This is a genomic window from Kitasatospora sp. NPDC088346, from assembly GCF_044740765.1.
Taxonomy (GTDB): Bacteria; Actinomycetota; Actinomycetes; order Streptomycetales; family Streptomycetaceae; genus Kitasatospora.
On the sequence record NZ_JBIURH010000017.1, the window covers coordinates 1 to 25,913 of the forward strand.

Genomic DNA, 25,913 nt, shown 5'->3' on the forward strand with positions numbered 1-25,913 from the left:
GTTACATTCCGAACCCGGAAGCTAAGCCTCAAAGCGCCGATGGTACTGCAGGGGGGACCCTGTGGGAGAGTAGGACGCCGCCGAACAATCTTTCACAGAAAGCCCCCCACCTTCCCAGGTGGGGGGCTTTCTGCGTTAACCTTCGCCAATGCAGAACCTGACCCTCACCTGGCAGACCTCGGCCGTCGTGTCCGGGGCGCTGCTCGGCTCGGCGTACGTGGTCCACCGGGCCGGCCGGGCGCGGACGGCCGCGGCCGTGCTGAGGGAGGCGGGCACGCTCCTGGCGCTGTTCACGCTGTGGCAGCTGGTCGGGCACCTGTCGCTGATGAGCACCGACCACGCACTGGACCGGGCCGAGTGGATCCACCGGACGGAGGTGTCGTTCGGTCTTCCCGACGAGGTGGCGTGGCAGCGCGCGGCGATGCCGCATCCATGGCTGATGCAGGCGGCCAACTACTACTACGCCACCATGCACTTCGGGGTGATGCTGGTCCTGCTGCTGTGGCTGTTCCTCCGGCACCGGGACCGGTACGGGTGGGTGCGGAACACGGTGGTGCTGAGCACCGGGGCCTGCCTGCTGATCCAGTTCATCCCGGTCGCGCCGCCCCGCATGCTGCCGGCCAACGGATTCGTCGACGTCGCCGCGCAGTACGGGCAGTCGGTGTACGGCGGCGCCGTGGCGGGGGTGGTGCCGGACCAGTTGTCGGCGATGCCGTCCGTCCACGTGGCCTGGTGCGTGATCGTCGCGGTGGCGGTCGTCCTGGTCGCCCGCGGGCCCTGGCGGTGGCTGGTGCTGCTGCACCCGGTCGTGACGGTGGTGGTGGTCGTGGTGACGGCGAACCATTTCTGGGCGGACGGCCTGGTGGCGGTCGCCCTGCTGCTGGTCGTCTACCTGGTCCAGCACGCCTTCTCCGGCTGGGGCCAGGAACCCGGACCGGGAGGCGGGTCGGCCGGGGGCGAGGAACCCGTCCCGTCGTGGACGGGAGCCGACCGCCGACTCGACCCGGGCGCTGCCGGGCTCGACCCCGGAGCGGACCGGAACGACCCCGGAGCGGTGCTCAGGAGTCCGTCTCCCGGGGATCGGCGGGGGTGAGCTCGGCCGGCAGCACGCCGGTCCCCATCGAGGCCGCGAGGCCCTTCGCGTCGTCCTCGCTGAAGTTGCCGGAGATCACGGCGGCGCCGCCGGTGATCGCCGTGGCGACGTAGGGGTGGGACAGCACCTGGCCGTCCAGCACGATGGCGAACTGGTTGGTGGGCGCGGGCCGGGTGGCAAGTTCGGCGGTGGTGGCCGAGAAGGCCGCCGAGCCGGCGCTGTTGAACGTCAGCTGCACCTGCCAGCCGCCGCCGCTCTGCCGGTCGTAGGCGCTCTCGGCCGTGGCGATGTCGGCGCCCTTCACCGCCACCGGGGCGAGGGCGAACTTGTACCGCTGCCCCTGCTCCTCGTCGCGCCCGCAGGCCACCGACGGGGTCGACGCGGAGGACAGGGCGCGGCGGACGCGCGGGTCGGGAGCCTGGGCGGCACAGCTGAGGGCGTCGAACTGCTGGAGCAGGTCGGCGGGCACCGTCCCCTGGGCGCCGGCAGCGGCACCGGCGTTCACGTCGGCGCCGGCCGGAAGCAGGGCGAGGACGGGCCGGAAGTCCACCGCGCCGCGTCTGCCCAGCGGTGCGAGCTGGTCCCCGACGTGTCCGGCGACGGTCACGGTGACGGTGCCGTCGGCGATGTCGGTCCGCACGTCCTTGAGGCCGCGCCGGCCGGCCCGGGCCGACAGCAGGTCGGCGGCCTGCTGGAGCTGGGTGTCGTCCAGGGTCTGGGCCGGGGTGAAGACGACGGTGGTGTGGCCGGCCGGGACGGGCGGTGTGCTGTCCGGGGACGAGCAGGCCGTGAGTGCGAGTCCGGCGAGCGCGAGGGCGAGCGCGAGGGCGAGGGCGGGCGCCGCGCGCGGGACTCGGTGCCGCGGTGCGGCGGCCGTCGCAGGAGCCGTCGGGGAAGCCGTTGTCATGGCCCGAGTCTCGCAGCCGGGTCGGACGGCGCCGCCGGGTTGTGCACCGGCGTGACGCAACCGTGACGACCCGTCAGGGGTGGCGCGGCTGCGGGAGGTGGGACGGCGGCCACCCGGGAACACGGCGGCGGCCCGGGACCACGGAGGCCCGGGAACGGCGAGGGGCCGGGCACTCCCGCAGGAGGCTCGGCCCGACGTACCGGGAAGGGCTGCTCACTTCAGCGGCAGGACCGCCTTGGCCCAGCCGCTGTTGGTGAGGGTCGCGGTGGCCCAGTACCAGGCGGCGAGGCCGGAGGCGGCGGCGAGCCAGCCGGAGACCTTGCCGAGCCCGTCGGTGCTGCCGAAGGTGGCGATGGCGTTGAGCGCCAGCGAGAGCGTCAGCAGGCCGTAGACGAGGCGGTTGAACAGGCCGCCCTGCCATCCGGCGAGCGTCAGGGTCAGTGCCAGCAGGGCCCAGAGCAGCAGGAACAGGCCTGCGGCGTTCTTGCTCGCCCCGGCGCCCGCCGACCAGGTGGCCCAGAAGGCGCCGAGCCCGGCGAAGGAGGTACCGGTGAAGCGGTCGCCGCCCCGGAACTGCCAGAGGCCGGCGATGAACAGGGTCAGGCCGCCCACCAGGTGGGCGACGGAGGCTGCGTCCTTGACGCCGGTCCCGCTGAGGATGCCGGTGGACAGCAGGCCGGTTGCGAGGAGGGTCAGACCGAGGGCCAGGTAGCCGAGCGGACCCGCGTCGTCGGATCGGGCGTTCGCCCCGGAGGCTTCATTGCTCACCGGAGGCTCCTTTCACTTCTGGGCGCCGATGATCGGCAGATGTCCGGTGAAGGTGAGGATGGTGCGAAGTGGGTGCGCGAAGCCGCGCCGCGGGCGCACGGAAGAGGCGTGCGGGCGGCTGCGACCGAGTGATGAACCAGCAGGTCAGGTGCTGGTCGATGTCCCCTCCGGGGGGAATCCCCCGGTGTCTCCGGTGTACCCGGCCGCAGCAGCTTGTACCCTTGTGAATCTCACAATTTGTACAGTCGTCAGCTGTAGGGCGGCGACGGTTGGGCAGTTGCTGAACGAGTCTGACCGGTCGCCCCGTGCCGGACGCGGCGTCAGGCCGGCGACCCCGCCAGGCCGGCGACCCCGTCAGGCCGGCGACCGCGTCAGGGCCGGCGCTGGCCCGGGACGCGCAGGGTGAGGATGGCCATGTCGTCGGACGGCGGCTCCGGGGCGAACCGCTCGACCGCGCGCTGCACCCGGGCCGCCACCGCGCCGGCGGTCAGGCCGGTGCAGCCGGTCAGCACTTCGGCCAGGCCGTCGTCGCCGAGCATCCGGCTGCCCTCCCGGCGCTCGGTGACGCCGTCCGTCACGCAGAGCAGCACCTCGCCGGGGGAGAGCACCAACTCCTCGGCCGTCAGGTCGAGTTCGTCCATCACGCCGAGCAGCGGCTGCGGGGTGGCCGCGGCGTCCACCTGGCCGTCGGTCCGCAGCCGGAGCGGCAGCGGGTGTCCGGCGCAGACCAGGGAGAGCAGGGTGCTGCCGTCCTCGCGCGGGGTGAGCTCGCCGTAGAGCAGGGTCAGGAAGCGGGAGCGCGGGCCCTCGTCGAGGATGGCGGCGTTGAGGCGGCTGAGCACCTGCGGCGCGCTGAGTCCCTCGCGGGCGAGCAGCCGCAGGGAGTGGCGGGCCAGGCCGGTGACGGAGGCCGCCTCGGGCCCGGTTCCGCACACGTCGCCGATGGCGAAGCCGTAGGTGCCCTCGCGGATCGGGAAGATGTCGTAGAAGTCGCCGCCGACCTCGTTGCCCTCGCCGGCCGCCTGGTAGAAGACCTCGACCTCGACGCCCGGGATCTTGGGCAACTCCGGTGGCAGCAGGGCGCGCTGGAAGGCCTGGCTGGTGGCGGTCCGCTCGGAGTAGAGGCGGGCGTTGTCCATCGCCAGGGCGGCCCGGCGGGAGAGGTCCTCGCCGAGTTCGAGGATCTCCTGGCGGAACCGGGCGCCGGTCGCCACGCCGAGGACCAGCAGGCCGATCACGCGGTTGCGGGCGGCCAGCGGCAGGACCACGGTCTCGCCGAGCATGCCGTACAGCCCGGGGCCGTCGGCCTGGCCGAGGGCGCGGGCGGTCTCGGCGGGGGCGGTCCAGAACCGTGCGCCCGGGGCCGGGCCGGCGTCCGGGGCGGGGGTCTTGTCGAGCAGGGCGCGCAGCGGGTCGATCCGGTCCTCGTCCTCGTGCAGGACGAACGCGAGGTCGGCGCCGCCGCTCTGCTCGCCGGTGGTGTACACGGCGCACCAGGTGGCCAGGGTGGGCACGGCCATCTGCGCCATCAGGGCCAGGGTCTGCTCGTGCTCCAGGGTGCCGGCCAGCAGTTCGGAGGCCTCGACCAGGAAGGAGAGCGCGCCGCGGCGGCGGCGCTCCAGCTCGTTCAGCCGGGCGCTCTCCAGGGCCAGCGCGATCCGGTCGGCGGCGAACTGCAGGCGCAGCGCGTCCTCGTTGTCGTAGCGGCCGGGGCCGGTGGCGGCGACGCCGAGCGAACCGGTCAGCCGGCCCTCGACCTTGAGCGGCACGGTGATCAGCGAGCGCATCCCGGTGCCGGCCAGCAGCGGGGCGACGGTGGGTCGCACCGAGAGGTCCTCGTGCACGGCCGGCAGCCGGTCGGAGTCGAAGCGGGCGGCGCCGGACTCGATCGGCATCCGGACGAAGCGCCGGGCGGCCGCGGCGAGACCGGTGGCGGCGCGGACCTCGAACTCGGTCTCGTCCTCGGTGGTGAGCAGCAGGTAGGCGGCGTCGGCGTCGAGCAGGTCGCGGGCGCGGTCGACGATGCGCTGGAGCAGCCCGCCGAGGTCGTCCGGTGCGACGGCGCCGACCAGCAGGTCGAGGGGCTCGACGGCGGCCGGGACGTCGGCCGCGCCGGCGGGGGAGCGCAGGACGGCGCGGTCGTCCTCGCGGACGAGCAGGCAGAGCGCGGACGGGGTGCCGTGGGTGTCGCGCAGGCGGACCTGGAGCGCGTACACGTCCACCAGCGTGCCGTCGGGGCGCCGGACGCCGAAGCCGCCCTCCCAGCGGGCCATCCGGAGGGTGTCGGCCAGCCGCAGGCCGGCGCCGTTGGACGGGGGCCAGCAGGCGTACTCGGACCAGGGCCGGCCGAGGACCTGGTCGGCGGTGTGGGTGAACAGCGCCTCGGCGTCGGCGTTCCAGGAGCTGACCAGGCCGAGGTCGTCGATCTGCACCACCGCGACGCGCACCGGGCCGTCGGTGTCGGGGAGTTCGCCGCCGGGGACGCTGGGCAGCGCGTACCGGGTGCCGCGGACCCGGGCGGGCAGGGCGAGGCGGAACCAGACGGTCTTGCGGCCGGAGGAGTACTCGACGCCCCAGCACTCGGAGAGCGCCGAGCACATCAGCAGTCCGCGGCCGCCCTCGCCGTCGGGGTCGGCGTAGCTCTCGGGAGCGGGGACGGGCACGTTGGCGAAGGCGGGCAGGCCGCGTTCGGGGTGGCGGTCGGTGACCTCGATCCTGAGGGTCTCCCCCTCGCGCAGACAGCAGACCTCGGCGGCGGTGCCGGCGTGCACCACGGCGTTGGTGACCAGCTCGCTCACCAGGACGACCGCGTCGTCGACGACCTCGGGCAGTCCCCAGCCGAGCAGCGCCTCGCGGACGAAGCCGCGGGCGGCGGCGGCCGACCGGCCGACCGGTTCGAAGGTGGCGGCTGCGCGTGCGGTGACCACTGCCACGTCTCCTCTGCTCTGGTCCGGCTGTCGGCCCGGTGTGTGCCCGCTGCCCGTCCGGGGTCGTCCGGTGCCGGTTCGTCCACGGCCGGGCGCCCCGGGGGACGGCCGCCGGTGGGCGATCGGTACGCGGCACGGGATCCGGTGCAGCGGTCCACCCTACTTTCCGCCGGGCACGCTGTGGGGGCCGGGAGCCGAATCCGGCGCCTGAGGGTGATTCTCCCCACGACTTTTGCGAGGGGTCGGCAACGACCCTGTGCAACCGGCCGGACACCTGGCGCCGGTGCTGACAGACTGGGGAGTCCGCGGTGTCCGTTCGGCGCAGTACGGTCGAAGCGGCACCGGTGGCTCTGTGCAGCCCCGCTGCGGTGTTCGGAGCGGGCCCGGTGCCTGTTCTCCGAGCGGTACTGAACCGTCACGATGTGGGAGGGCCCCGTTGAGTTCGGCGACCAAGGACGTTACCGGTACGACTTCGGCCGCCGAGCGCGGCGGCCGGGCCGCGACGCCTGCGCGCGGGGTCGCCGGGCGCCGCGCCAACCCCAACCGCGGGGCGGAACCGGCCGAGTTGCGCCGGCTGCTGACGGCGCTGACCGCGATGCGGGACGGCAACTTCCGGCGCCGGCTGACCTTCCCCGGGGACGGCGTGCTCGCCGAGATCGCCGCGGTGTTCAACGAGGTCGCGGAGCGCAACCAGCACCTCACCGGTGAGCTGGCCCGGGTCCGGCGGGCGGTCGGCCGGGAGGGGCGGCTGTCGGAGCGGCTGGAGATGGGGGTCGGCGAGGGCGCCTGGATGGCGGCGGTCGACAACTGCAACGCGCTGATCGACGACCTGGCCCGGCCGATGGCCGAGGTGGGCCGGGTGCTGACCTCGATCGCCGAGGGCGACCTGGACCAGCGGATGGAGCTGCGCTCGGTCCACACCACCGGGGCGAGCTACCCGCTGCGCGGCGAGTTCCTGAAGGTCGGCCGGACGGTCAACGGACTGGTGGACCAGCTCTCGGAGTTCACCGACGAGGTGACCCGGGTGGCCATCGAGGTCGGCACCGAGGGCAAGCTCGGCGGTCAGGCCCGGGTGAGGAGCGTGTCGGGCAGCTGGAAGGACCTGGCCGACTCGGTGAACACGATGGCCGGCCGGTTGACCGCGCAGGTGCGCAACATCGCCGAGGTGACCACGGCGGTGGCCAAGGGCGACCTCTCGCGCAAGGTCACGGTGGACGTGGCCGGCGAGATGCTGGAGCTGAAGAACACCGTGAACACCATGGTGGACCAGCTCAACTCGTTCGCCGCGCAGGTGACCAGGGTCGCCCGGGACGTGGGCACCGAGGGCCGCCTCGGGGGTCAGGCCCAGGTGCCGGGTGTCGCCGGTGTGTGGCGCGACCTCACCGACTCGGTGAACTTCATGGCCAACAACCTGACCGCGCAGGTGCGCAACATCGCCGAGGTGACCACGGCGGTGGCCAAGGGCGACCTCTCGCGCAAGATCGAGGTCGATGCGCGCGGCGAGATCCTGGAGCTGAAGAACACCATCAACACGATGGTCGACCAGCTCTCGGGCTTCGCTGAACAGGTGACCAGAATGGCCCGCGCGGTGGGGACGGAGGGCATCCTGGGCGGTCAGGCGCAGGTGCCCGGCGTGGCCGGGGTCTGGAAGGACCTGACCGAGAACGTCAACTCGATGGCCAACAACCTGACCAACCAGGTGCGCAACATCGCCCAGGTGACCACGGCGGTGGCCAAGGGCGACCTCTCGCAGAAGATCCAGGTGGACGCGCAGGGCGAGATCCTGGAGCTGAAGAACACCATCAACACCATGGTGGACCAGCTCGGCGCGTTCGCCGACGAGGTCACCCGGGTGGCCCGGGACGTCGGCACCGAGGGGATCCTCGGCGGCCAGGCGAGCGTGCCGGGGGTGTCGGGCACCTGGAAGGACCTGACCAACAGCGTCAACCTGATGGCGAACAACCTGACCAGCCAGGTGCGCAACATTGCCGAGGTGACCACCGCGGTGGCCCGGGGCGACGTCTCCAAGAAGATCACCGTGGACGCCAAGGGCGAGATCCGCGAGCTGGTCACCACCGTCAACACCATGGTCGACCAGCTGTCCGCGTTCGCGGACGAGGTGACGCGGGTGGCCCGCGAGGTGGGCACCGAGGGCATTCTCGGCGGTCAGGCCCGGGTGCGCGGGGTGTCCGGCATCTGGCGCGATCTGACCGACAACGTCAACTTCATGGCGTCCAACCTGACCAGCCAGGTCCGCAACATCGCCGAGGTCGCCTCGGCGGTGGCCAGCGGTGACCTCTCCAAGAAGATCAGCATCGAGGCGCAGGGCGAGGTGGCCGCGCTGGCGGGCACCCTGAACACCATGGTCGACCAGCTCTCGTCGTTCGCCGTCGAGGTGACCAGGGTGGCCCGCGAGGTCGGTACCGACGGCATCCTGGGCGGTCAGGCGAACGTGCCGGGCGTGGCCGGGATCTGGAAGGACCTGACCGACAACGTCAACCTGATGGCCAACAACCTCACCGGGCAGGTCCGCAACATCGCCCTGGTGATCACCGCCGTCGCCCGCGGCGACCTGTCGCAGAAGATCGACGTGGACGCCCGCGGCGAGATCCTGGAGCTCAAGACCAGCATCAACACCATGGTCGACCAGCTGGGCGCCTTCGCCGACGAGGTCACCCGGGTCGCCCGCGAGGTGGGCACCGACGGCCGGCTCGGCGGCCAGGCCCGGGTGCCCGGGGTGGCCGGCACCTGGCAGGACCTCACCGAGTCGGTGAACGAGCTGGCCAACAACCTGACCCGGCAGGTGCGGGCGATCGCCCAGGTCGCCACCGCCGTGACCAGGGGCGACCTCAGCCTGCGGATCGACGTGGACGCGTCCGGCGAGCTCGACGAGCTCAAGGACAACATCAACCAGATGATCGCCAACCTGCGCGAGACCACCCGGACCAACAAGGAACAGGACTGGCTGAAGACCAACCTGGCCCGGATGTCCGGTCTGCTGCAGGGCCGCCGGGACCTGGAGGCCGTCGCCTCGCTGATCATGAACGAGCTCACCCCGGTGGTCTCGGCCCAGCACGGCGCCTTCTTCCTGTCCCAGCCGGCCGGCCGGACCGCGGAGCTGATCACCGAGGACGACGACGAGAACGACACCGTCCTGCGGCTGCTGGGCAGTTACGGCTACAACCGGCGCTCGATGCCGACCACCTTCCGGCCCGGCGAGGGGCTGATCGGCCAGGCCGCGGTGGAGAAGCGCTCGATCATCGTCAGGGAGACCCCGCCGGGGTACCTCAAGATCGCCTCCGGGCTCGGCGAGGCCTCGCCGTCCCACCTGGTGGTCCTGCCGGTGCTGTTCGAGGACCGGCTGCTGGGCGTGATCGAGCTGGCGACCTTCAGCTCCTTCACCGCCGTCGCGCTCGACTTCCTGAACCAGATCGCCGACCTGATCGGCGTCACCGTCAACACCATCAGCGTCAACACCAAGACCGAGGGCCTGCTCCTGGAGTCCCAGCGGCTGACCGCCGAACTCTCCATGCGGTCGGCCGAGTTGGAGGCCCGCCAGGAGGAGCTGGAGCGCACCAACGAGGAGCTCCAGGAGAAGGCCGAGCAGCTCGCCCAGCAGAACCGCGACATCGAGATCAAGAACAGCGAGATCGAGGAGGCCCGGCAGATCCTGGAGGAGCGCGCCGAACAGCTGGCCCTCGCCTCCCGCTACAAGAGCGAGTTCCTCGCCAACATGTCGCACGAACTGCGGACCCCGCTCAACTCGCTGCTGATCCTGGCCAAGCTGCTCTCGGACAACAACGAGGGCAACCTCTCCGCCAAGCAGGTCGAGTTCGCCGAGACCATCCACGGCGCCGGTTCCGACCTGCTCCAGCTGATCAACGACATCCTCGACCTGTCCAAGGTCGAAGCCGGCAAGATGGACGTCCGCCCGGCCAAGATCGCGCTGGTCCAGCTGGTCGACTACGTGGAGGCCGCGTTCCGCCCGCTGGCCGCGGACAAGAACCTGGACTTCGCCGTCCGGGTCTCGCCGGACCTGCCGGCCACCCTGCACACCGACGAGCAGCGCCTCCAGCAGGTGCTGCGCAACCTGCTCTCCAACGCGGTCAAGTTCACCGACTCCGGCGCCGTCGAGCTGCTGATCCGGCCGGCCGGGGCGGACGTCCCCCAGCACGTGCGGGAGATGCTGCTGGAGGCCGAGGCGATCGCGGACCCGGACGAGGCGCTGATCGCGTTCTCCGTCTCCGACACCGGCATCGGGATCCCCGGCAACAAGCTGCGGGAGATCTTCGAGGCCTTCAAGCAGGCCGACGGCGGTACCAGCCGCAAGTACGGCGGCACCGGGCTGGGGCTGTCGATCAGCCGGGAGATCGCCCGCCTGCTCGGTGGTGAGATCCACGTCGAGAGCGAGCTGCACCGCGGCTCCACCTTCACCCTGTACCTGCCGCTGCGCACCGAGGCCCCGGACGCGGTGGCGGACCGCCCGTCGCCGCTGCCGGTCCGCGCCGCGGTCGGGGTGACCCCGGCCGGTACCCCGGTGCCGGTGGGCGAGAACCTGGCGGACCACTGGGCGCACGAGGTCCGCGAACTGGCCGAGGAGCGCAGGCGCGGCGCCGCCGAGCGCCGGCGCTCGGCCCGGACCGTCGAGCCGCCGCTGCCCCAGCAGTCGGAGGCCTCCGCGCGGACCGGCGGGCCGGCGCAGTTCCACGGCCGGTTCGACGGCGAGCGGGTCCTGATCGTCGACGACGACATCCGCAACGTCTTCGCGCTCACCAGCGTGCTGGAGCAGTACGGGCTGACCGTGCTGTACGCCGAGAACGGCCGCGAGGGCATCGAGGTGCTGGAGCAGCACGAGGACGTCGCCCTGGTGCTGATGGACATCATGATGCCCGAGATGGACGGGTACGCGACCACCGAGGCGATCCGGCGGATGCCCCAGTTCTCCGGCCTGCCGATCATCGCGCTGACCGCGAAGGCGATGAAGGGCGACAAGGAGAAGAGCCTGGCGGCCGGCGCCAACGCGCACGTCACCAAGCCGGTGGAGGCCGACACCCTGCTGGCGGTGATGCGCCAGTTCCTGGCGGTCGGCTAGCGGCGGGGGCCGCCCGACGGTCGACACTGGCGGCCCCGGCCGGGAACGCTGTAGTGTCACCCATCGTTGCGAACGGTGACCGGATGGTGACACGACGCTCAGTGCGGCCTGCGCCGGACGCGGCACTTCCCCGGGGCGGCTATCGGCCGGATCGCGCCAAGCGATGTGGCGGGCGAGGGGGTACGGCTAGCATGACCGGGGCAGTGGTGAGCGGCACGCGGGTGCCGTCCCTCGGAAGACAAGCGGCAGGAGGGCGGGTCCAGGTGCAGAAGGCGAAGATCCTCCTGGTGGACGACCGGCCGGAGAACCTGCTGGCACTGGAGGCGATCCTGTCCGCGCTGGACCAGACGCTGGTCCGGGCGTCCTCCGGTGAGGAGGCGCTCAAGGCGCTGTTGACGGACGACTTCGCGGTCATCCTGCTGGACGTCCAGATGCCCGGGATGGACGGCTTCGAGACGGCCGCCCACATCAAGCGCCGGGAGCGCACCCGGGACATCCCGATCATCTTCCTGACCGCGATCAACCACGGCCCGCACCACACCTTCCGCGGCTACGCGGCGGGCGCGGTGGACTACATCTCCAAGCCCTTCGACCCGTGGGTGCTGCGCGCCAAGGTGTCGGTCTTCGTCGACCTCTACATGAAGAACTGCCAGCTCAAGGAGCAGGCCGCACTGCTGCGCCTGCAGCTGGAGTCGGGCGAGGCGGCCAGCCTCGGCGGTGCGCTGCTGGGCGAGCTCTCGGCCCGGCTGGCCGCGGTCGAGGAGCAGGCCGAGGCGCTGACCAAGCAGCTGGACGACGCCGCCGATCCCGGCGCGGCCGCGTCCTCCGCGCACCTGGAGCGCAAGCTGGCCGGCCTGCGCCGGGCGCTCGACGCGATGCGCCCCGGCGCGAACTGAGCGCCGCACCACCCCTCGCACTCCCGGCGGCTCCGGTCGCCGACGCGGTGCGGACGGCGGCCCCGGAGGGCCGTGACGGCGGATCCGCTGACCTGCCGTCAGGCGAGCAGGTGTTCGGCGACACGTGCCCCGCGACGGGGTCCGGGCATGGGCACCCGTCCCGGCCGCCGGTAGGCTGCTGACCCATGGCCACACGTACGCCCGGCAGCGCGGCACGCAACCCCAAGCCCGGGCCGGCCAAGAAGGCGCCGGCCGGGAAGGCACCCGCGAAGAAGGCCGTTCCCGCGGCGAAGAAGGCCGCTCCGGCGGCCCGGAAGGCGCCGGCGCGCAAGCCCGCGCCCGCGCCCGCCCCGCCCCCGCCGCGCCCCATACTCTTCCGCGCCGTGCGCGCCGTCTGGCTCGGGCTCGCACACAGCGTCGGAGCCGTCTTCCGCGGTTTCGGTGACGGTGCCAAGAACCTCGACCCGGCGCACCGCAAGGACGGCCTGGCGCTGCTGCTGCTGGCGCTCGGCCTGGTCACCGCGGCGGGCACCTGGTTCAGCCCGCAGGGCTGGCTGGGCGAGGTGGCGACCAACGTGGTCTCCGGACTCTTCGGCCGCCTCGACGTGCTGGTGCCGTTCCTGCTCGTTGCCGTCGCCGTCCGGCTGATGCGGCACCCCGAACTCCCGGAGGCCAACGGGCGGATCCTGATCGGCCTGAGCACCCTGGTGGTCGGTGTCCTCGGCCTGGTGCACATCGGCTGCGGTGCGCCCGGCATGGGCAGCGGGGCGACCAGGATACGGCAGGCCGGCGGCATCCTCGGCTGGGCCGCGTCCACCCCGATGATGGCCGCCGCCGGGCCGCCGCTCGCCGTCCCGCTGCTGCTGCTGGTCGCCTTCTTCGGCCTGCTGGTGCTCACCGCCACCCCGGTCAACCGGATCCCCGAGCGGCTGCGCGGCCTCGGCGTGCGCCTCGGCGTGGTCGAGCCGACCGCCGCGGAGGCGGGGGCCTCCGCGGACGCGGAAGGCGCCGCGGCCGGCCGGGAGTTCTCCACCGAGCCGCCCGAGGACGCCGACCCCGACGCGCTGCCGTTCACCATCGAGGGCACCGACACCGACGAGCTCTCCCGCCGCCGCGGCCGCCGACGCCGCAAGGCCGAGCCGGCCGACGAGCCGGAGCCCCTCTCCTTCGAGAAGGACCCGTACCAGACCAGGGACCTCGCGGCCGGAGTGGCCGCCGACCTGGACGGCGCCCTGCTGTACGGCGTGCCGGCCTCCCCTGCGGTGGCCAGCATGATGCACCAGGTGCAGGACCGCACCGCCCCGCCGGAGGAGCCGGCCGTGCCGTCCGCCCGCAGCGCCGGGGCCCCCGACGGCCACGGCCCGGCGCCGGTGCGGATGGAGCAGCTCCAGCTGGCCGGCGACATCACGTACGCCCTGCCGCCGCTGGACCTGCTGGACCACGGCGCGCCCGCCAAGGCCCGTTCCAGGCTCAACGACGAGGTGGTCGCCCAGCTCACCGGCGTGTTCGCGGAGTTCAAGGTGGACGCCCGGGTCACCGGCTTCACCCGCGGCCCGACGGTCACCCGCTACGAGGTCGAGCTCGGCCCGGCGGTCAAGGTCGAGCGGATCACCGCGCTGGCCAAGAACATCGCGTACGCGGTGGCCAGCCCGGACGTGCGGATCATCAGCCCGATCCCCGGCAAGTCGGCGGTCGGCGTGGAGATCCCGAACCGGGACCGGGAGATGGTCAACCTCGGCGACCTGCTGCGCTCGCGCGCCGCGGCCGAGGACGACCACCCGATGGTGGTCGGCATGGGCAAGGACGTCGAGGGCCACACCGTGATGGCCAACCTCGCCAAGATGCCGCACATCCTGGTCGCCGGTGCCACCGGCGCCGGCAAGTCCTCCTGCATCAACTGCCTGATCACCTCGGTCCTCGCCCGGGCCACCCCGGACGAGGTCCGGATGGTCCTGGTCGACCCCAAGCGGGTCGAGCTGACGGCGTACGAGGGCATCCCGCACCTGATCACGCCGATCATCACCAACCCGAAGAAGGCCGCCGAGGCGCTCCAGTGGGTGGTGCGCGAGATGGACCTGCGCTACGACGACCTGGCGGCCTTCGGCTTCCGGCACGTGGACGACTTCAACGCGGCCGTGCGCGCGGGCAAGGTGCAGCCGCCGCTCGGCAGCGAGCGGGAGCTGACCCCGTACCCGTACCTGCTGGTGATCGTCGACGAGCTGGCCGACCTGATGATGGTCGCCCCGCGCGACGTCGAGGACTCGGTGGTCCGGATCACCCAGCTGGCCCGTGCGGCCGGCATCCACCTGGTGCTGGCCACCCAGCGGCCCTCGGTCGACGTGGTGACCGGCCTGATCAAGGCCAACGTGCCGTCCCGGCTGGCCTTCGCCACCTCGGCGATGGCCGACTCGCGGGTCATCCTGGACCAGCCCGGCGCCGAGAAGCTGATCGGCAAGGGCGACGCGCTGTTCCTGCCGATGGGCGCCAGCAAGCCGGTCCGGATGCAGGGCGCCTTCGTCACCGAGGCGGAGATCGCCAGGGTGGTCCAGCACTGCAAGGACCAGATGTCGGCGGTCTACCGGGACGACGTCACGGTCGGCGGCGGGCCGAAGAAGGAGATCGACGAGGAGATCGGCGACGACCTGGACCTGCTGATCCAGGCGGCCGAGCTGGTCGTCTCGACCCAGTTCGGTTCGACCTCGATGCTCCAGCGCAAGCTGAGGGTCGGCTTCGCCAAGGCGGGGCGGCTGATGGACCTGATGGAGTCGCGTGGGATCGTGGGGCCGAGCGAGGGCTCCAAGGCCCGTGACGTGCTGGTCAAACCGGACGAACTGGACGGGGTCCTGATCACCCTCCGGGGGTGAGCGGCGGCCCGTTCCACCCGTTCGGAGGAACCTCGTTCGGAGCAGTGTGGTCGGCCGGAACCGGGGCAGGCGACAGGGCGTCCATCCGGGCACGGACGCTCGGCCCACCCGGTCGGGCTGACCGTTCGTCAGCGGAGGGGGCCCGGCGTGCCCGTTCGGGCCCGTCCGCTTGAGAAACGTTCCGGCCCCGCCCCTAGACTGTCTTCTCAGCAGGTGGCCAACGCTCGAAAGGCGCGCCCAGTGACCATCGGCAAGTCCCCTCGTCGCGGCAGCCACGGCTCCTCCGCGTCCAGTGCCGTTCCCGGGCAGACCGGGTCCGGCCAGCCGGCGCCGCAGCCGTCCGTGGGCGAACCGTCCGCCGCCGAGACGCCGAGCATCGGCCGGGTGCTCTCGGAGGCCCGGATCGACGCGGGGCTGACGGTAGACCAGGTCAGCGTCGCCACCCGGGTCCGGGTGCCGATCGTGCACGGCATCGAGGAGGACGACTTCAGCCGCTGCGGCGGCGACGTCTACGCCCGCGGCCACATCCGCGCCCTCGCCCGTGCGGTCGGCGTCGACGGCGACCAGCTCGTCAAGCGGTACGACGCCGCCCACGGCGGTGCCCCCGGCCCGCAGCGGGCCACCCAGCTGCTCGACACCGGCCCGATCAAGGTCACCGACCACCGGCGCCCGAACTGGACCGCCGCCATGATGCTGGCGATCGCCGCGGTGGTCGCCCTGATCGGCTTCAACCTCTTCTCCGACGGCTCCGCGGACGCCGGAGCCGGCGCCGCCAGCGAGCCGCTGCCCAGCACCGCGGCCGCCCCGGTCACCGCCTCCGCCCAGCCGCCCGCCCCGGCCTCCAGCGCCCCGGCGGCGATCGCTGCCGCCCCGGTCGACAAGGTGACCGTCAAGCTGGTCGCCGAGAAGGGCAAGAGCTGGGTCACGGCCAAGGACGGCAAGGGCAAGTCGCTGTTCTCCAACAACCTGGACACCGGCCAGGACCAGACCTTCACCGACCCCGCGAAGATCACCCTGGTGATCGGCAACGCGGGCGCCGTCCACGTGTACGTCAACGGCAAGGACCTCGGTCCGGCCGGGACGGACGGGCAGGTGGTGCATCTCACCTACACCCCCGGGGACCCGCAGGCGGGCTGACCCGAGGGGCCGCGAAGGCCCGACGATCAACGCGCGCGGACTCCGGGGCGAACGGCACCGGGGCCCGCGCGTTAATCTTGGCGTCATGCCTGAACCCCGCACTGTCGCCCTGGTCACGCTCGGATGCGCCCGCAACGAGGTCGACTCCGAGGAACTCGCCGGGCGACTGGAGGCCGACGGCTGGCGGCTGGTCGACGACGCCGCCGACGCCGACGTCGCCGTGGTCAACACCTGCGGGTTCGTCGAAGCCGCCAAGAAGGACTCCGTCGACGCCCTGCTGGAGGCCAACGACCTCAAGGGCCACGGCCGCACCCAGGCCGTGGTCGCGGTCGGCTGCATGGCCGAGCGCTACGGCAAGGAGCTCGCCGACGCCCTCCCGGAGGCCGACGGCGTCCTCGGCTTCGACGACTACACCGACATCTCCGACCGCCTGCAGACCATCCTGTCCGGCGGCCACCACGCCGCCCACCTCCCGCGCGACCGCCGCAAGCTGCTCCCGCTCAGCCCCGTCGAGCGCCAGGAGGCGGCCGCCGAGGTCGCCCTGCCCGGCCACGGCGCCCCCGAGGACCTGCCCGACGGCGTCGCCCCCGCCTCCGGCCCGCGCACCCTGCGCAAGCGCCTGGACGACAACCCGGTGGCCTCGGTCAAGCTGGCCTCCGGCTGCGACCGGCGCTGCTCCTTCTGCGCCATCCCCGCCTTCCGCGGCTCGTTCATCTCCCGCCGTCCGTCCGACGTGCTGAACGAGGCCGTCTGGCTGGCCGGGCAGGGCGTCCGCGAGGTCGTCCTGGTCAGCGAGAACAACACCTCGTACGGCAAGGACCTGGGCGACATCCGGCTGCTGGAGACGCTGCTCGGCGAGATCGCGGCGGTCGAGGGCGTCGAGCGCGTCCGGGTGAGCTACCTGCAGCCCGCCGAGATGCGGCCCGGGCTGGTCGACGCGATGACCGGGACGCCCGGCGTCGTGCCGTACTTCGACCTCTCGTTCCAGCACTCCGCCCCGGCGGTGCTGCGCCGGATGCGCCGGTTCGGCTCCACCGACCAGTTCCTCGGGCTGCTGGAGACCATCCGCGGCAAGGCCCCGCAGGCGGGCGTCCGGTCCAACTTCATCGTCGGCTTCCCCGGCGAGACCGAGGAGGACTTCGCGGAGCTGGAACGGTTCATCACGCACGCCGGCCTGGACGCCATCGGCGTCTTCGGCTACTCCGACGAGGACGGCACCGAGGCGGCGGGCTTCGACGGCAAGCTGCCCGAGGACGTGGTCGCCGACCGCCTCGCCAAGCTCTCCCGGCTGGCCGAGGAGCTCACCGCCCAGCGGGCCGAGCAGCGGATCGGCGACGAGGTCGAGGTGCTGGTCGAGTCGGTCGAGGACGGCGTGGTCGAGGGCCGGGCCGCCCACCAGGCGCCCGAGACCGACGGCCTGACCACCCTGCTCGGGGTCGAGGACGCGGTCGTCGGCCGGTTCTACCGCGCCCGGGTGGTCGGCACCGAGGGCGTCGACCTGGTCGCCGCGGCGCTGGCCGTCGAGGCACCGGTCGTCGAGGCGCCCGCCGACGGGGCCGAGCAGGCCGGAGTCGGGGCATGACCAACGGGCCCGGCGCCCCAACGGCGGCCGGCCGGGACCGGCCGACGGCCGCCCCGCCCCCGCCCCCGGGGATCTGGAACATCGCCAACGTGCTGACCATGGCGCGGCTGCTGCTGGTGCCGGTCTTCGTCGCGCTGCTCTTCGCCGACGGCGGCCACAACCCCAAGTGGCGCGCGGTGGCCTGGGCCTCGTTCGCGATCGCCATGATCACCGACCTGTTCGACGGTGAGCTGGCCCGCCGCAAGGGCCTGATCACGGACTTCGGCAAGATCGCCGACCCGATCGCCGACAAGGCGATCATGGGTGCGGCGCTGATCGGCCTCTCCGTCCTGGGCGACCTGCCCTGGTGGGTCACCGCCGTCATCCTGGCGCGCGAGCTCGGCATCACCCTGATGCGCTTCTGGGTGATCCGCTACGCGGTCATCCCGGCCAGCCGGGGCGGCAAGCTGAAGACCCTCACCCAGGGCATCGCGGTGGGCATGTACGTGCTGCCGCTGACCGGCTGGCTGGCGACCGCGCGGGCCGTGCTGATGGCCGTCGCCGTCCTGCTCACGGTCGGCACCGGACTGGACTACGTCGGCCAGGCCCTGCGGCTGCGCCGCGAGGGCCGGGCCGAGGAGAAGGCGGCCCGGTGACCGCTCTCGCGGCCGAGGTGCACGCCGCCCTGCGGGCGCGCGGCGCCACCCTCGCGGTGGCCGAGTCGCTCACCGGCGGCCTGCTGGCCGCGGAGCTGGTGGACGTCCCGGGGGCCTCGGCGACCTTCCGCGGCTCCGTCACCGCCTACGCCACCGACCTCAAGGCCTCGGTGCTCGGCGTGGACGAGGGCCTGCTGGCCGTCCACGGGCCCGTGCACCCCGTGGTGGCCCGGCAGATGGCGGAAGGGGCCCGGCGGCTGCTGCGGGCCGACTACGCGCTCGCCACCACCGGCGTGGCCGGTCCCGACCCCCAGGACGGCCAGCCGGTCGGCGCGGTCCACGTGGCGCTCGCCGGGCCGTCGGGAACACTGGCGGCCTCTCCGAGGTTGTCAGGGGACCGTGCCACAATCCGACGTTCCGCGGTGACGGCGGCTCTGGAGCTGCTGCTGGGACACCTAGCGTGCCCGGCGGCGTCCCGCTGAGCTTTGCTGAAATCGCTGAACTGCGCGCCTCGTCGGGAGGATCGTGTTAGACCGGATGCCCTGGCTGGGCAGATACCAGCCAGGGGACGCGCTGCACGGCCCCGGCCCGAGGCTCCGGAAGGGCAACCGGCGGGGTCCTGCCGGGGTCCTTGCGGGGAACAGACAGGGGAGGGGGCAGCCTTGCAGCCCAGAGTGAACACGACCATGGTCCCCGCACACGATGCGGACAAGGCGGTACGGTGGGGGCGTGACATCTCGATTCGCAGTCCGAGGAGGGAGGCACCGATGATCCTGCTCCGTCGCCTGCTGGGCGATGTGCTGCGTCGGCAGCGCCAGCGCCAGGGCCGCACACTTCGCGAGGTGTCGGCAGCTGCCAGGGTTTCGCTCGGCTACCTCTCCGAGGTGGAGCGGGGGCAGAAGGAGGCCTCCTCCGAGCTGCTCTCCGCCATCTGTGACGCACTGGACGTCCGGATGTCGGAGGTCATGCGCGAGGTCAGCGACGAGCTGTCGCTCGCCGAACTTGCGGCGATGGCCACCCTCTCGGAGGGTGATCTGCTGAGGCCGGTCCTCGAACCGGTGTCGCTGCCGGCACCCGGGGTCGATCGGGCCGGGAGCATCTCGCCCAAGACCGCCGCCATGGACGTGGTAGCGGCCTGACCCGGCCTCGCCCTCCCCGCGCCCCGCGCGGGGCCGAGCGGAGGAGGCCGCAGTGCGGACTACGTGGTCGGTGTGCGCGAGCGCGGCGGAAGCGGTCCTCCGCCGTGCGTCCGGGCGGCGCGGCCGCTGGTGGGCCCTGCTGCTGACGGGCACCGCGCTGTGGCTGCTGCTGACGGCCGGCGCCGCCGGGCTCGGTGGCGCCGCACTGGGCATGCTGGCCGGAGGCTGGGGCCTCGGGCTGGTGCCGGTGCACAGCAACCGCCTGCTCACCGGGCCGCGCCGTCGCGCGGCCGCGCCGCCGCAGCCGCCCGAGTCACCCGGTCCAGCCGATTCCACCGCCCCCGCGGTGTCCGGGACCTGACAGATGTCCGTCGGAACGTGACGGACTCGCAGCCGCCCGAGGATTCGCCCGGGGTGACCTGGTCGGGACCTGACCCGGCCACCCGAAGGGCTCAGCCACGCAGCCGGTAGCCCCGTGGCGTGGGGTGGAAGCCCGCCTCCTCCAGCGAGCCGCCCAGCCCCGAGGTCAGGGCCGGCTCCCCGTTGATCCGTTCGACCGTGACCGTGCCGAGCGCGCCCGCCCGGACGGACTGCGCCAGCGCGGCCGTCGCGGCCGCCGTGGCCGACCAGACCAGCAGGGACCGGCCGCCGCGCTCCACGTACAGGCTCAACTCTCCGTCGACCAGCACCACCAGGGCCCCCGCCTTGCGGCCGGGCCGGTGCCCGGAGACCGACCCGGCGGCCTGCGGCCCGGCCGGCGGCTCCGGCCACGGCAGCGCCGCGCCGTAGGCGTTGGCCGGGTCGGCCGCCGCCAGCACCAGGACCTGCGGCGCCTCGGCCGGGGCGGCGGACGGCCATTCGGCCGCGGTGGTCCGCTCAAGCCGACCGTTGACCGAGCGCAGCCGGTCGGCCGCGCCGTCCATGGCGAACTGGGCGCCGCCCAGTCCCTCCACGAAGTAGCCCCGGCGGGCCCGACCGAGCTCCTCGAACGCCGACAGCACCCGGTAGACCCCGGCGAACCCGCCGGGAACCCGCTCGGCGGCCACCGCGCCGCGGGTGAGGACACCGTGCCGGTCCAGCAGGCCCTGCGCCTGGGCCGCCGCCCGGGCCGTCGGCTCGGAGTCGTACTCCGGCAGCAGTGACCAGCGGCCGACGGCGGTGGGCGGGCCCGAGCGCAGCGTGCCGGGACGGCCCAGGGCCCGCCCCGCGCCGCCGTAGCGGCCGCGCGGGGCCGCCCGGGGAGCCCGGTGGGCCGTCGACCCGGCGGTGCGGCCCGAGCCGAGCAGGGCGCGCAGCGGGGCCAGCGTGTCGTTGGTGACGTACCCGGCCCAGACCAGGTCCCACAGGGCCTCGGTGAGCTCGGCCTCGGGGGTGTCCGGCGTGCGCTCCGCGAGCTGGCGGAAGAACAGGCCGTAGCCGCCGGCCAGGGCCGACAGCAGGTCGGTGTGGACGGGGGTCAGCGCCGGCGGGACGGGCTCGGGACGCAGCAGGTGGGCGTCCTGGGGCAGGTGGAGGCCGATCCAGCCGTCCTTCCCGGCCAGCGCCCCGGCCCCGGACCAGCCGATCTCGCCGGCCGCCATCAGCTCGTCCAGCAGGCCCGGGGAGTAGTCGGCCAGCCGGGCGGGCAGCACCAGTTTCTCCAGGGCGGAGGCGGGCAGCGCGGTGCCCTGGAGCTGCTCGACCACCCGGAGCAGGCCGTCCGCGCCGCGCAGCCGGTGGCCGGCCAGGTGCTGCCACTGCGGGAGGAAGGCGGCCAGGGCGCGGGGCGGGACGGGTTCGACCTCCTGCCGCAGGGCTGCCAGCGAGCGCCGGCGCAGCCTGCGCAGGACCTCCGCGTCACACCACTCGACCGTGGCGGTGTGCCCCTCGATCGGCCGGAACTCGCCCTGGACCAGCCGCCCGGCGGAGGTGAGCCGGTGCAGGGTGCCGACCACCACGGCGGTGCCGAGGCCGAAGCGGGCGGCCGCCTCGGCGGCGGTGAACGGGCCGTGGGTGCGGGCGTAGCGGGCGATCAGGTCGCCGAGAGGGTCCTTGACCGGCTCGGTGAAGGCCTCGGGGACGCCGACCGGCAGGGGGGTGCCCAGCGCGTCGCGCAGGCGCCCGGCGTCCTCGATCGCGGACCAGCGCTGCTCGCCGCCGACCCGGACCTGGATCACCCGGCGGGCGGCCTCCAGCTCCAGGGCCCAGCGCGGGTCGGCGCCGCGGGCCGTCAGCTCGGCCTCGGACAGCGGGCCGAGCAGCCGCAGCGCGTCGGCGACGCCCTCGACGTCCTTGATCCGGCGCTCCGGGGTGAGCCGCTGGAGCTCGGCCTCCAGCTCGGCGAGGACGGCGGGGTCGAGCAACTCGCGCAGTTCGGCCTGGCCGAGGAGCTCGGAGAGCAGGCGGGAGTCGAGGGAGAGGGCGGCGGCGCGGCGCTCGGCGAGCGGGGAGTCGCCCTCGTAGAGGAACTGCGCGACGTAGCCGAACAGCAGCGAGCGGGCGAACGGGGACGGCTCGGGGGTGGTGACCTCGACCAGCCGGACGGCCCGTGACTCCAGGTCACCCATCAGCTCGGCCAGCCCGGGTACGTCGAAGACGTCCTGGAGGCACTCGCGGACGGCCTCCAGCACGATCGGGAAGGAGCCGTACTCGGCGGCGACCTCCAGCAGCTGGGAGGCGCGCTGGCGCTGCTGCCAGAGCGGGGTGCGCCGGCCGGGGCTGCGGCGGGGGAGCAGCAGGGCCCGGCCGGCGCACTCGCGGAACCGGGAGGCGAACAGGGCGGAGCCGCCGACCTGGTCGGTGACGATCTGCTCGATCTCGGCCCGGTCGAACAGCGCGGCGTCGGCGCCGACCGGTGCCTCCTCGGCGGTGGGGCGGTTGGTGGGGAAGTCGAGCAGGTCGGCGTCGGGCAGGCGCAGCACGATGCCGTCGTCGGCGTGCATGACCTGCGGGTCGAGGCCGTGCTTCTCGCGCAGCCGGGCGCCGATCGCCAGGGCCCAGGGGGCGTGCACCTGGGCGCCGAACGGCGAGTGGATGACGATCCGCCAGTCGCCGAGCTCGTCGCGGAAGCGCTCGACCACGATGGTGCGGTCGTCCGGCAGGTGGCCGCAGGCGGTGCGCTGCTCGGCGAGGTACGTGAGCAGGTTGCCCGCGGCCCATTCGTCCAGGCCGGCCGTGCGCAGGCGTGCGGTGGCGGCCTCGGGCTCCAGGGCGCCGAGTTCGCGGACGAAGGCGCCGAGGGCGCGGCCCAGCTCCAGCGGTCGGCCGAGGGTGTCGCCCTTCCAGAACGGCAGCCGGCCGGGGACGCCGGGGGCGGGGGTGACCAGCACCCGGTCGTGGGTGATCTCCTCGATCCGCCAGGAGGTGGTGCCGAGGGTGAAGACGTCGCCGACGCGGGACTCGTAGACCATCTCCTCGTCGAGTTCGCCGACCCGGCCGCCGCCCTTCTTGGGGTCGGTGCCCGCGATGAAGACGCCGAACAGGCCGCGGTCGGGGATGGTGCCGCCGGAGGTGACGGCGAGCCGCTGGGCGCCGGGGCGGCCGGTGACGGTGCCGGCGACGCGGTCCCAGACCAGCCGGGGGCGCAGCTCGGCGAAGGCGTCGGAGGGGTAGCGCCCGGCGAGCATGTCGAGGACGGCGTCGAAGGCGGACTGCGGGAGGGTGGCGAAGGGGGCGGCCCGGCGGACGGCGCCGAGCAGCTCGTCGACGTCCCAGGTGTCCAGGGCGGTCATCGCGACCAGTTGCTGGGCCAGCACGTCCAGCGGGTTGCGGGGGATGCGCAGGGCCTCGATCCGGCCGTCCCGCATCCGTTCGGTGACCACGGCGGACTGCACCAGGTCGCCCCGGTACTTGGGGAAGAACACGCCGGTGGAGACGGCACCGACCTGGTGGCCGGCGCGGCCGACCCGCTGGAGGCCGGAGGCGACCGAGGGCGGCGACTCGACCTGGACCACCAGCTCGACGGCGCCCATGTCGATGCCGAGCTCCAGGCTGGAGGTGGCGACCACGGCGGGGAGCCGGCCGGCCTTGAGCTCCTCCTCGACGACGGCCCGCTGCTCCTTGGAGACCGATCCGTGGTGGGCCCTGGCCAGGACGGGGGGTGCGCCGGCGGCGGCGCCGGAGCCGCCCATCAGCTGGGCGGGGGCGTGCGCGGCGGGCAGGGCGGTGCCGGCGGCGCGTTCGACGGCGATCTCGTTCAGCCGGTTGCACAGGCGCTCGGCCAGCCGGCGGGAGTTGGCGAAGACGATGGTGGAGCGGTGGGCCTGGACGAGGTCGACGATCCGCTCCTCGACGTGCGGCCAGATGGAGGCCTGGCGCGCCGGGTCGTCGGTGCCGGCCGGGAGCTCGTCCAGGTCGGCGACGGGGACGACGACGGAGAGGTCGAACCGTTTGGCGGAGGGCGGCTGGACGACGGCCGCACCGCGCTGCGGGCTGAGGTAGCGGGCGACCTCCTCGACCGGCCGGACGGTGGCGGACAGGCCGATCCGGCGGGCCGGCCGTTCCAGCAGCTCGTCGAGGCGCTCCAGGCTGAGGGCGAGGTGGGCGCCGCGCTTGGTGCCGGCGACGGCGTGCACCTCGTCGAGGATCACCGTGTCGATGCCGCGCAGGGCCTCCCGGGCGGCGCTGGTGAGCAGCAGGAAGAGCGACTCGGGGGTGGTGATCAGGATGTCCGGCGGGTGGCTGGTGAAGCGGCGGCGGTCGGCCGCCGGGGTGTCGCCGGAGCGGATCGCGACCTCGACCTCCGGCTCGGGCAGGCCGAGCCGGACGGCGGCCTGGCGCAGGCCGGCCAGCGGGCCGCGCAGGTTGCGCTCCACGTCGACGGCGAGGGCCTTGAGCGGCGAGATGTAGAGCACCCGGCAGCGGCGTTTCGGGTCGGCCGGGGGCGGGGTGTGGCTGAGCCGGTCGAGGGCGGAGAGGAAGGCGGCCAGGGTCTTGCCGGAGCCGGTGGGGGCGACCACCAGGACGTCGGTCTGCTGCCGGATCGCGGCCCAGGCCCTGGTCTGGGCCTCGGTGGGCGCGTCGAAGGCGCCCGTGAACCAGGCCCGGGTGGCCGGGGCGAAGCCGGCCAGCGGATCCGACGGGGGCTCGGGGGTGCTGTGCGGCGCCATGCCCCCATGGTGCACGCCGGCACTGACAGCCGGCGGTCGCGCCCCGGGTGGCCGATGCTGCCGCAACCTGACGGGCAAACTCGGACAAAGTGACCATAAGGTGATAATTCAGAGCCCCGCTGTACGCCGCCGGACGGCTTTCGGACCCGGCCGCCGGAGCGCCTCTGGACCCGGCCCCGACCGGACCCGGCCCGACGAGCGGAGACCGCACGATGGAGCAGGTGAGCCCGCCCGGCGGAACCGTCCGGCACCACCGCGGCCCGGCCCGCATCCTGATGGTCATGCTGCTCACGGCGCTGCTCCTCGGCGGCGCCGTCCCGTACGTCTCCGGCCCGGCCCGCGGCTACCTCAGCTACCTGGTGCTCGCCGACCGGCAGGACGCCGCGGGCGCCGCACTGGCCGCCGACCAGGCCCGGGCGGTCGGCGGCCAGGTGGTGCAGGACTACCCGCAGATCGGCGCGGTGCTCGCCTACGCCACCGGCGCCTTCGCCGAACGCCTGCGCGGCCGGCCCGGAGTGGCCGCCGTCGGCGCCACCCGCACCACCCCGGTACCGGGACCGCCCCGGCCGCTCGGCGGCACCGGGTCCTTCGCGCCGAGCACGGACGGTGCCGACGACTCCACCGCGACCGTGCCCGACCCCGGCGAGCAGAGCGACTGGAACCTCGCCATGATCGGCGCCACCGAGTCGCAGAGCCGGTTCGCCGCCCTGCTCCGCGCCCCCGGCCTGGCCCAGAGCTCCGCCCGGACCCTCGACGCGCCCCCGCTGCCCACCGCCCAGGCGCTGCACGGCGTCCTGGTCGCGGTGCTCGACTCCGGGGTCGACGACACCCATCCGGACCTGCGCCCCGCCGTCGACCCGGACGCCTCGGTGTCCTGCGCCGACGGCCGGCCCGACGCCCGGTACGGCGCCTGGCGCCCCGACCCGGGGGTGACCGAGAGCGGGCACGGAACCCATGTGGCCGGCATCGTCGGCGCGGCCCGCGACGGCCACGGCGTCACCGGTGTCGCACCCGGGGTGCGGATCGCCGCCGTCCGGCTGCTCGGGCCGCTCGGCCAGTACTACACCGAGAACATCGTCTGCGGGATGCTCTGGTCCGCCGACCACGGCGCCAAGGCCGTCAACGACAGCTACTTCGCCGACCCGTGGAAGTACAACTGCCCCGAGGACGAGGACCAGGCGGCGCTGACCGCGGCCGTCGGCCGGGCCGTGGCCTACGCGCAGCGCAAGGGCGCCGTGGTGGTCGCCTCGGCCGGCAACGACAGCCAGGACCTCACCACCGCCCGGCCCGACCGGCGCAGCCCCAACGACCGGGTCTCCGGCCCCGGCGAGGACCGGCTGCTCGGCAGCGAGTGCATCCGGCTGCCCGGCGAACTCCCCGGTGTGCTCACCGTCAGCGCCGTGGACCGCCGCGGGCTGCCGGCCGGCTACTCCAACTACGGGCGCGGCCGGATCTCGATCGCCGCCCCGGGCGGCGATCCGGACGGCGGCACCCAGGGCGCGGTGGTCTCCGACTGGCCCGGCGGCCAGTACGCCGCCCTGGCCGGCACCTCGATGTCGGCCGCGCACGTCACCGGCGCGGTGGCGGTCACGGTGGCGGCCCACCCCGACTGGGGGCCGGACCAGGTGGTGGAACGGCTCGCGGCCGCCGCCGCGGCCGGCTGCCAGCGCGCCGCCGCCGTCTGCGCGGACCCGTCGTACCGCGAGTACTACGGCGCCGGGGTGCTGGTGCTGACCGACTGACGAACCCCGCCGGGCGGCGCGCGGAGAAAACCGGAGGCGGCCGA

Annotated in this window: 15 protein-coding genes and 1 rRNA gene; 12 read left to right on the forward strand and 4 right to left on the reverse strand. The window is 73.8% G+C overall.

The annotated features are described in order from the left end of the window. Window positions 1-86, forward strand: a 5S ribosomal RNA gene (gene rrf, locus ACIOFR_RS22075); the annotation flags it as partial. A gap of 62 nt (window positions 87-148) precedes the next feature. Beyond that, the gene (locus ACIOFR_RS22080) at window positions 149-1,093 is read left to right on the forward strand and encodes a phosphatase PAP2 family protein (protein ID WP_400999814.1); all 945 of its coding nucleotides are present in this window, start codon (window positions 149-151) and stop codon (window positions 1,091-1,093) included. Here the strand turns inward: ACIOFR_RS22080 and ACIOFR_RS22085 are convergent. The 3 genes from ACIOFR_RS22085 to ACIOFR_RS22095 form a co-directional block, all read right to left on the reverse strand. Further along, window positions 1,059-2,000, reverse strand: a complete 942-nt coding sequence (locus ACIOFR_RS22085) for a SecDF P1 head subdomain-containing protein (protein WP_400999816.1) — start codon at window positions 1,998-2,000, stop codon at window positions 1,059-1,061. The two genes, ACIOFR_RS22080 and ACIOFR_RS22085, sit on opposite strands and share 35 nt — an antisense overlap. A 213-nt stretch (window positions 2,001-2,213) precedes the next feature. Then, window positions 2,214-2,768: an acetate uptake transporter gene (locus ACIOFR_RS22090; protein WP_400999818.1), complete on the reverse strand. Its 555-nt coding sequence runs from the start codon at window positions 2,766-2,768 to the stop codon at window positions 2,214-2,216. A 371-nt stretch (window positions 2,769-3,139) separates the two neighbouring features. Then, on the reverse strand, window positions 3,140-5,695 hold the full coding sequence (locus ACIOFR_RS22095) for a SpoIIE family protein phosphatase (protein ID WP_400999820.1): 2,556 nt from the start codon (window positions 5,693-5,695) through the stop codon (window positions 3,140-3,142). Window positions 5,696-6,290: 595 nt separating this feature from the next. Between ACIOFR_RS22095 and ACIOFR_RS22100 the strand changes: the two genes are divergently transcribed. The 9 genes from ACIOFR_RS22100 (at window position 6,291) to ACIOFR_RS22140 (ending at window position 19,401) form a co-directional block, all read left to right on the forward strand. Continuing rightward, complete coding sequence (locus ACIOFR_RS22100; protein WP_401000002.1) at window positions 6,291-10,787, forward strand: HAMP domain-containing protein; 4,497 nt, start codon at window positions 6,291-6,293, stop codon at window positions 10,785-10,787. A gap of 263 nt (window positions 10,788-11,050) precedes the next feature. Beyond that, entirely contained in the window at window positions 11,051-11,683 is a 633-nt protein-coding gene (locus ACIOFR_RS22105; protein ID WP_400999822.1) for a two-component system response regulator, read from the forward strand. 185 nt (window positions 11,684-11,868) lie between these two features. After that, complete coding sequence (locus tag ACIOFR_RS22110; protein WP_400999824.1) at window positions 11,869-14,547, forward strand: DNA translocase FtsK; 2,679 nt, start codon at window positions 11,869-11,871, stop codon at window positions 14,545-14,547. Between the two features lie 240 nt (window positions 14,548-14,787). Beyond that, window positions 14,788-15,684 (forward strand): helix-turn-helix domain-containing protein, encoded by an 897-nt coding sequence (locus ACIOFR_RS22115; protein ID WP_400999826.1) that lies wholly within the window; start codon window positions 14,788-14,790, stop codon window positions 15,682-15,684. Window positions 15,685-15,769: 85 nt separating this feature from the next. Further along, window positions 15,770-17,266, forward strand: a complete 1,497-nt coding sequence (gene rimO / locus ACIOFR_RS22120; protein WP_400999828.1) for a 30S ribosomal protein S12 methylthiotransferase RimO — start codon at window positions 15,770-15,772, stop codon at window positions 17,264-17,266. Beyond that, complete coding sequence (gene pgsA / locus ACIOFR_RS22125) at window positions 17,263-17,901, forward strand: CDP-diacylglycerol--glycerol-3-phosphate 3-phosphatidyltransferase (RefSeq protein WP_400999830.1); 639 nt, start codon at window positions 17,263-17,265, stop codon at window positions 17,899-17,901. The genes rimO and pgsA overlap by 4 nt, the downstream gene beginning before the upstream one ends. Beyond that, on the forward strand, window positions 17,898-18,383 hold the full coding sequence (locus ACIOFR_RS22130; RefSeq protein WP_400999832.1) for a CinA family protein: 486 nt from the start codon (window positions 17,898-17,900) through the stop codon (window positions 18,381-18,383). Before pgsA ends, ACIOFR_RS22130 begins: the two co-directional genes overlap by 4 nt. 285 nt (window positions 18,384-18,668) lie before the next feature. Then, window positions 18,669-19,040, forward strand: a complete 372-nt coding sequence (locus tag ACIOFR_RS22135; protein WP_400999834.1) for a helix-turn-helix domain-containing protein — start codon at window positions 18,669-18,671, stop codon at window positions 19,038-19,040. Between the two features lie 52 nt (window positions 19,041-19,092). Next, a complete protein-coding gene (locus ACIOFR_RS22140) occupies window positions 19,093-19,401 on the forward strand; it encodes a hypothetical protein (protein ID WP_400999836.1) in 309 nt (102 codons plus the stop codon). Between the two features lie 91 nt (window positions 19,402-19,492). On the opposite strand, the gene ACIOFR_RS22145 is transcribed toward ACIOFR_RS22140, so the two are convergent. After that, on the reverse strand, window positions 19,493-24,127 hold the full coding sequence (locus ACIOFR_RS22145; RefSeq protein ID WP_400999838.1) for an ATP-dependent helicase: 4,635 nt from the start codon (window positions 24,125-24,127) through the stop codon (window positions 19,493-19,495). Between the two features lie 212 nt (window positions 24,128-24,339). Between ACIOFR_RS22145 and ACIOFR_RS22150 the strand changes: the two genes are divergently transcribed. Next, window positions 24,340-25,869, forward strand: coding sequence for a S8 family peptidase (locus ACIOFR_RS22150; protein ID WP_400999840.1), 1,530 nt, complete (start codon window positions 24,340-24,342; stop codon window positions 25,867-25,869). Window positions 25,870-25,913 lie beyond the last annotated feature (44 nt).

Bases quoted from the DNA above. Each gene is read 5' to 3' on its own strand.
- ACIOFR_RS22110 (WP_400999824.1), top strand. From the start codon at position 11,869: ATGGCCACACGTACGCCCGGCAGCGCGGCACGCAACCCCAAGCCCGGG.
- ACIOFR_RS22145 (WP_400999838.1), bottom strand. From the start codon at position 24,127: ATGGCGCCGCACAGCACCCCCGAGCCCCCGTCGGATCCGCTGGCCGGC.
- pgsA (WP_400999830.1), top strand. From the start codon at position 17,263: ATGACCAACGGGCCCGGCGCCCCAACGGCGGCCGGCCGGGACCGGCCG.
- ACIOFR_RS22135 (WP_400999834.1), top strand. From the start codon at position 18,669: ATGATCCTGCTCCGTCGCCTGCTGGGCGATGTGCTGCGTCGGCAGCGC.
- rimO (WP_400999828.1), top strand. From the start codon at position 15,770: ATGCCTGAACCCCGCACTGTCGCCCTGGTCACGCTCGGATGCGCCCGC.
- ACIOFR_RS22080 (WP_400999814.1), top strand. From the start codon at position 149: ATGCAGAACCTGACCCTCACCTGGCAGACCTCGGCCGTCGTGTCCGGG.
- ACIOFR_RS22150 (WP_400999840.1), top strand. From the start codon at position 24,340: ATGGAGCAGGTGAGCCCGCCCGGCGGAACCGTCCGGCACCACCGCGGC.
- ACIOFR_RS22100 (WP_401000002.1), top strand. From the start codon at position 6,291: ATGCGGGACGGCAACTTCCGGCGCCGGCTGACCTTCCCCGGGGACGGC.
- ACIOFR_RS22085 (WP_400999816.1), bottom strand. From the start codon at position 2,000: ATGACAACGGCTTCCCCGACGGCTCCTGCGACGGCCGCCGCACCGCGG.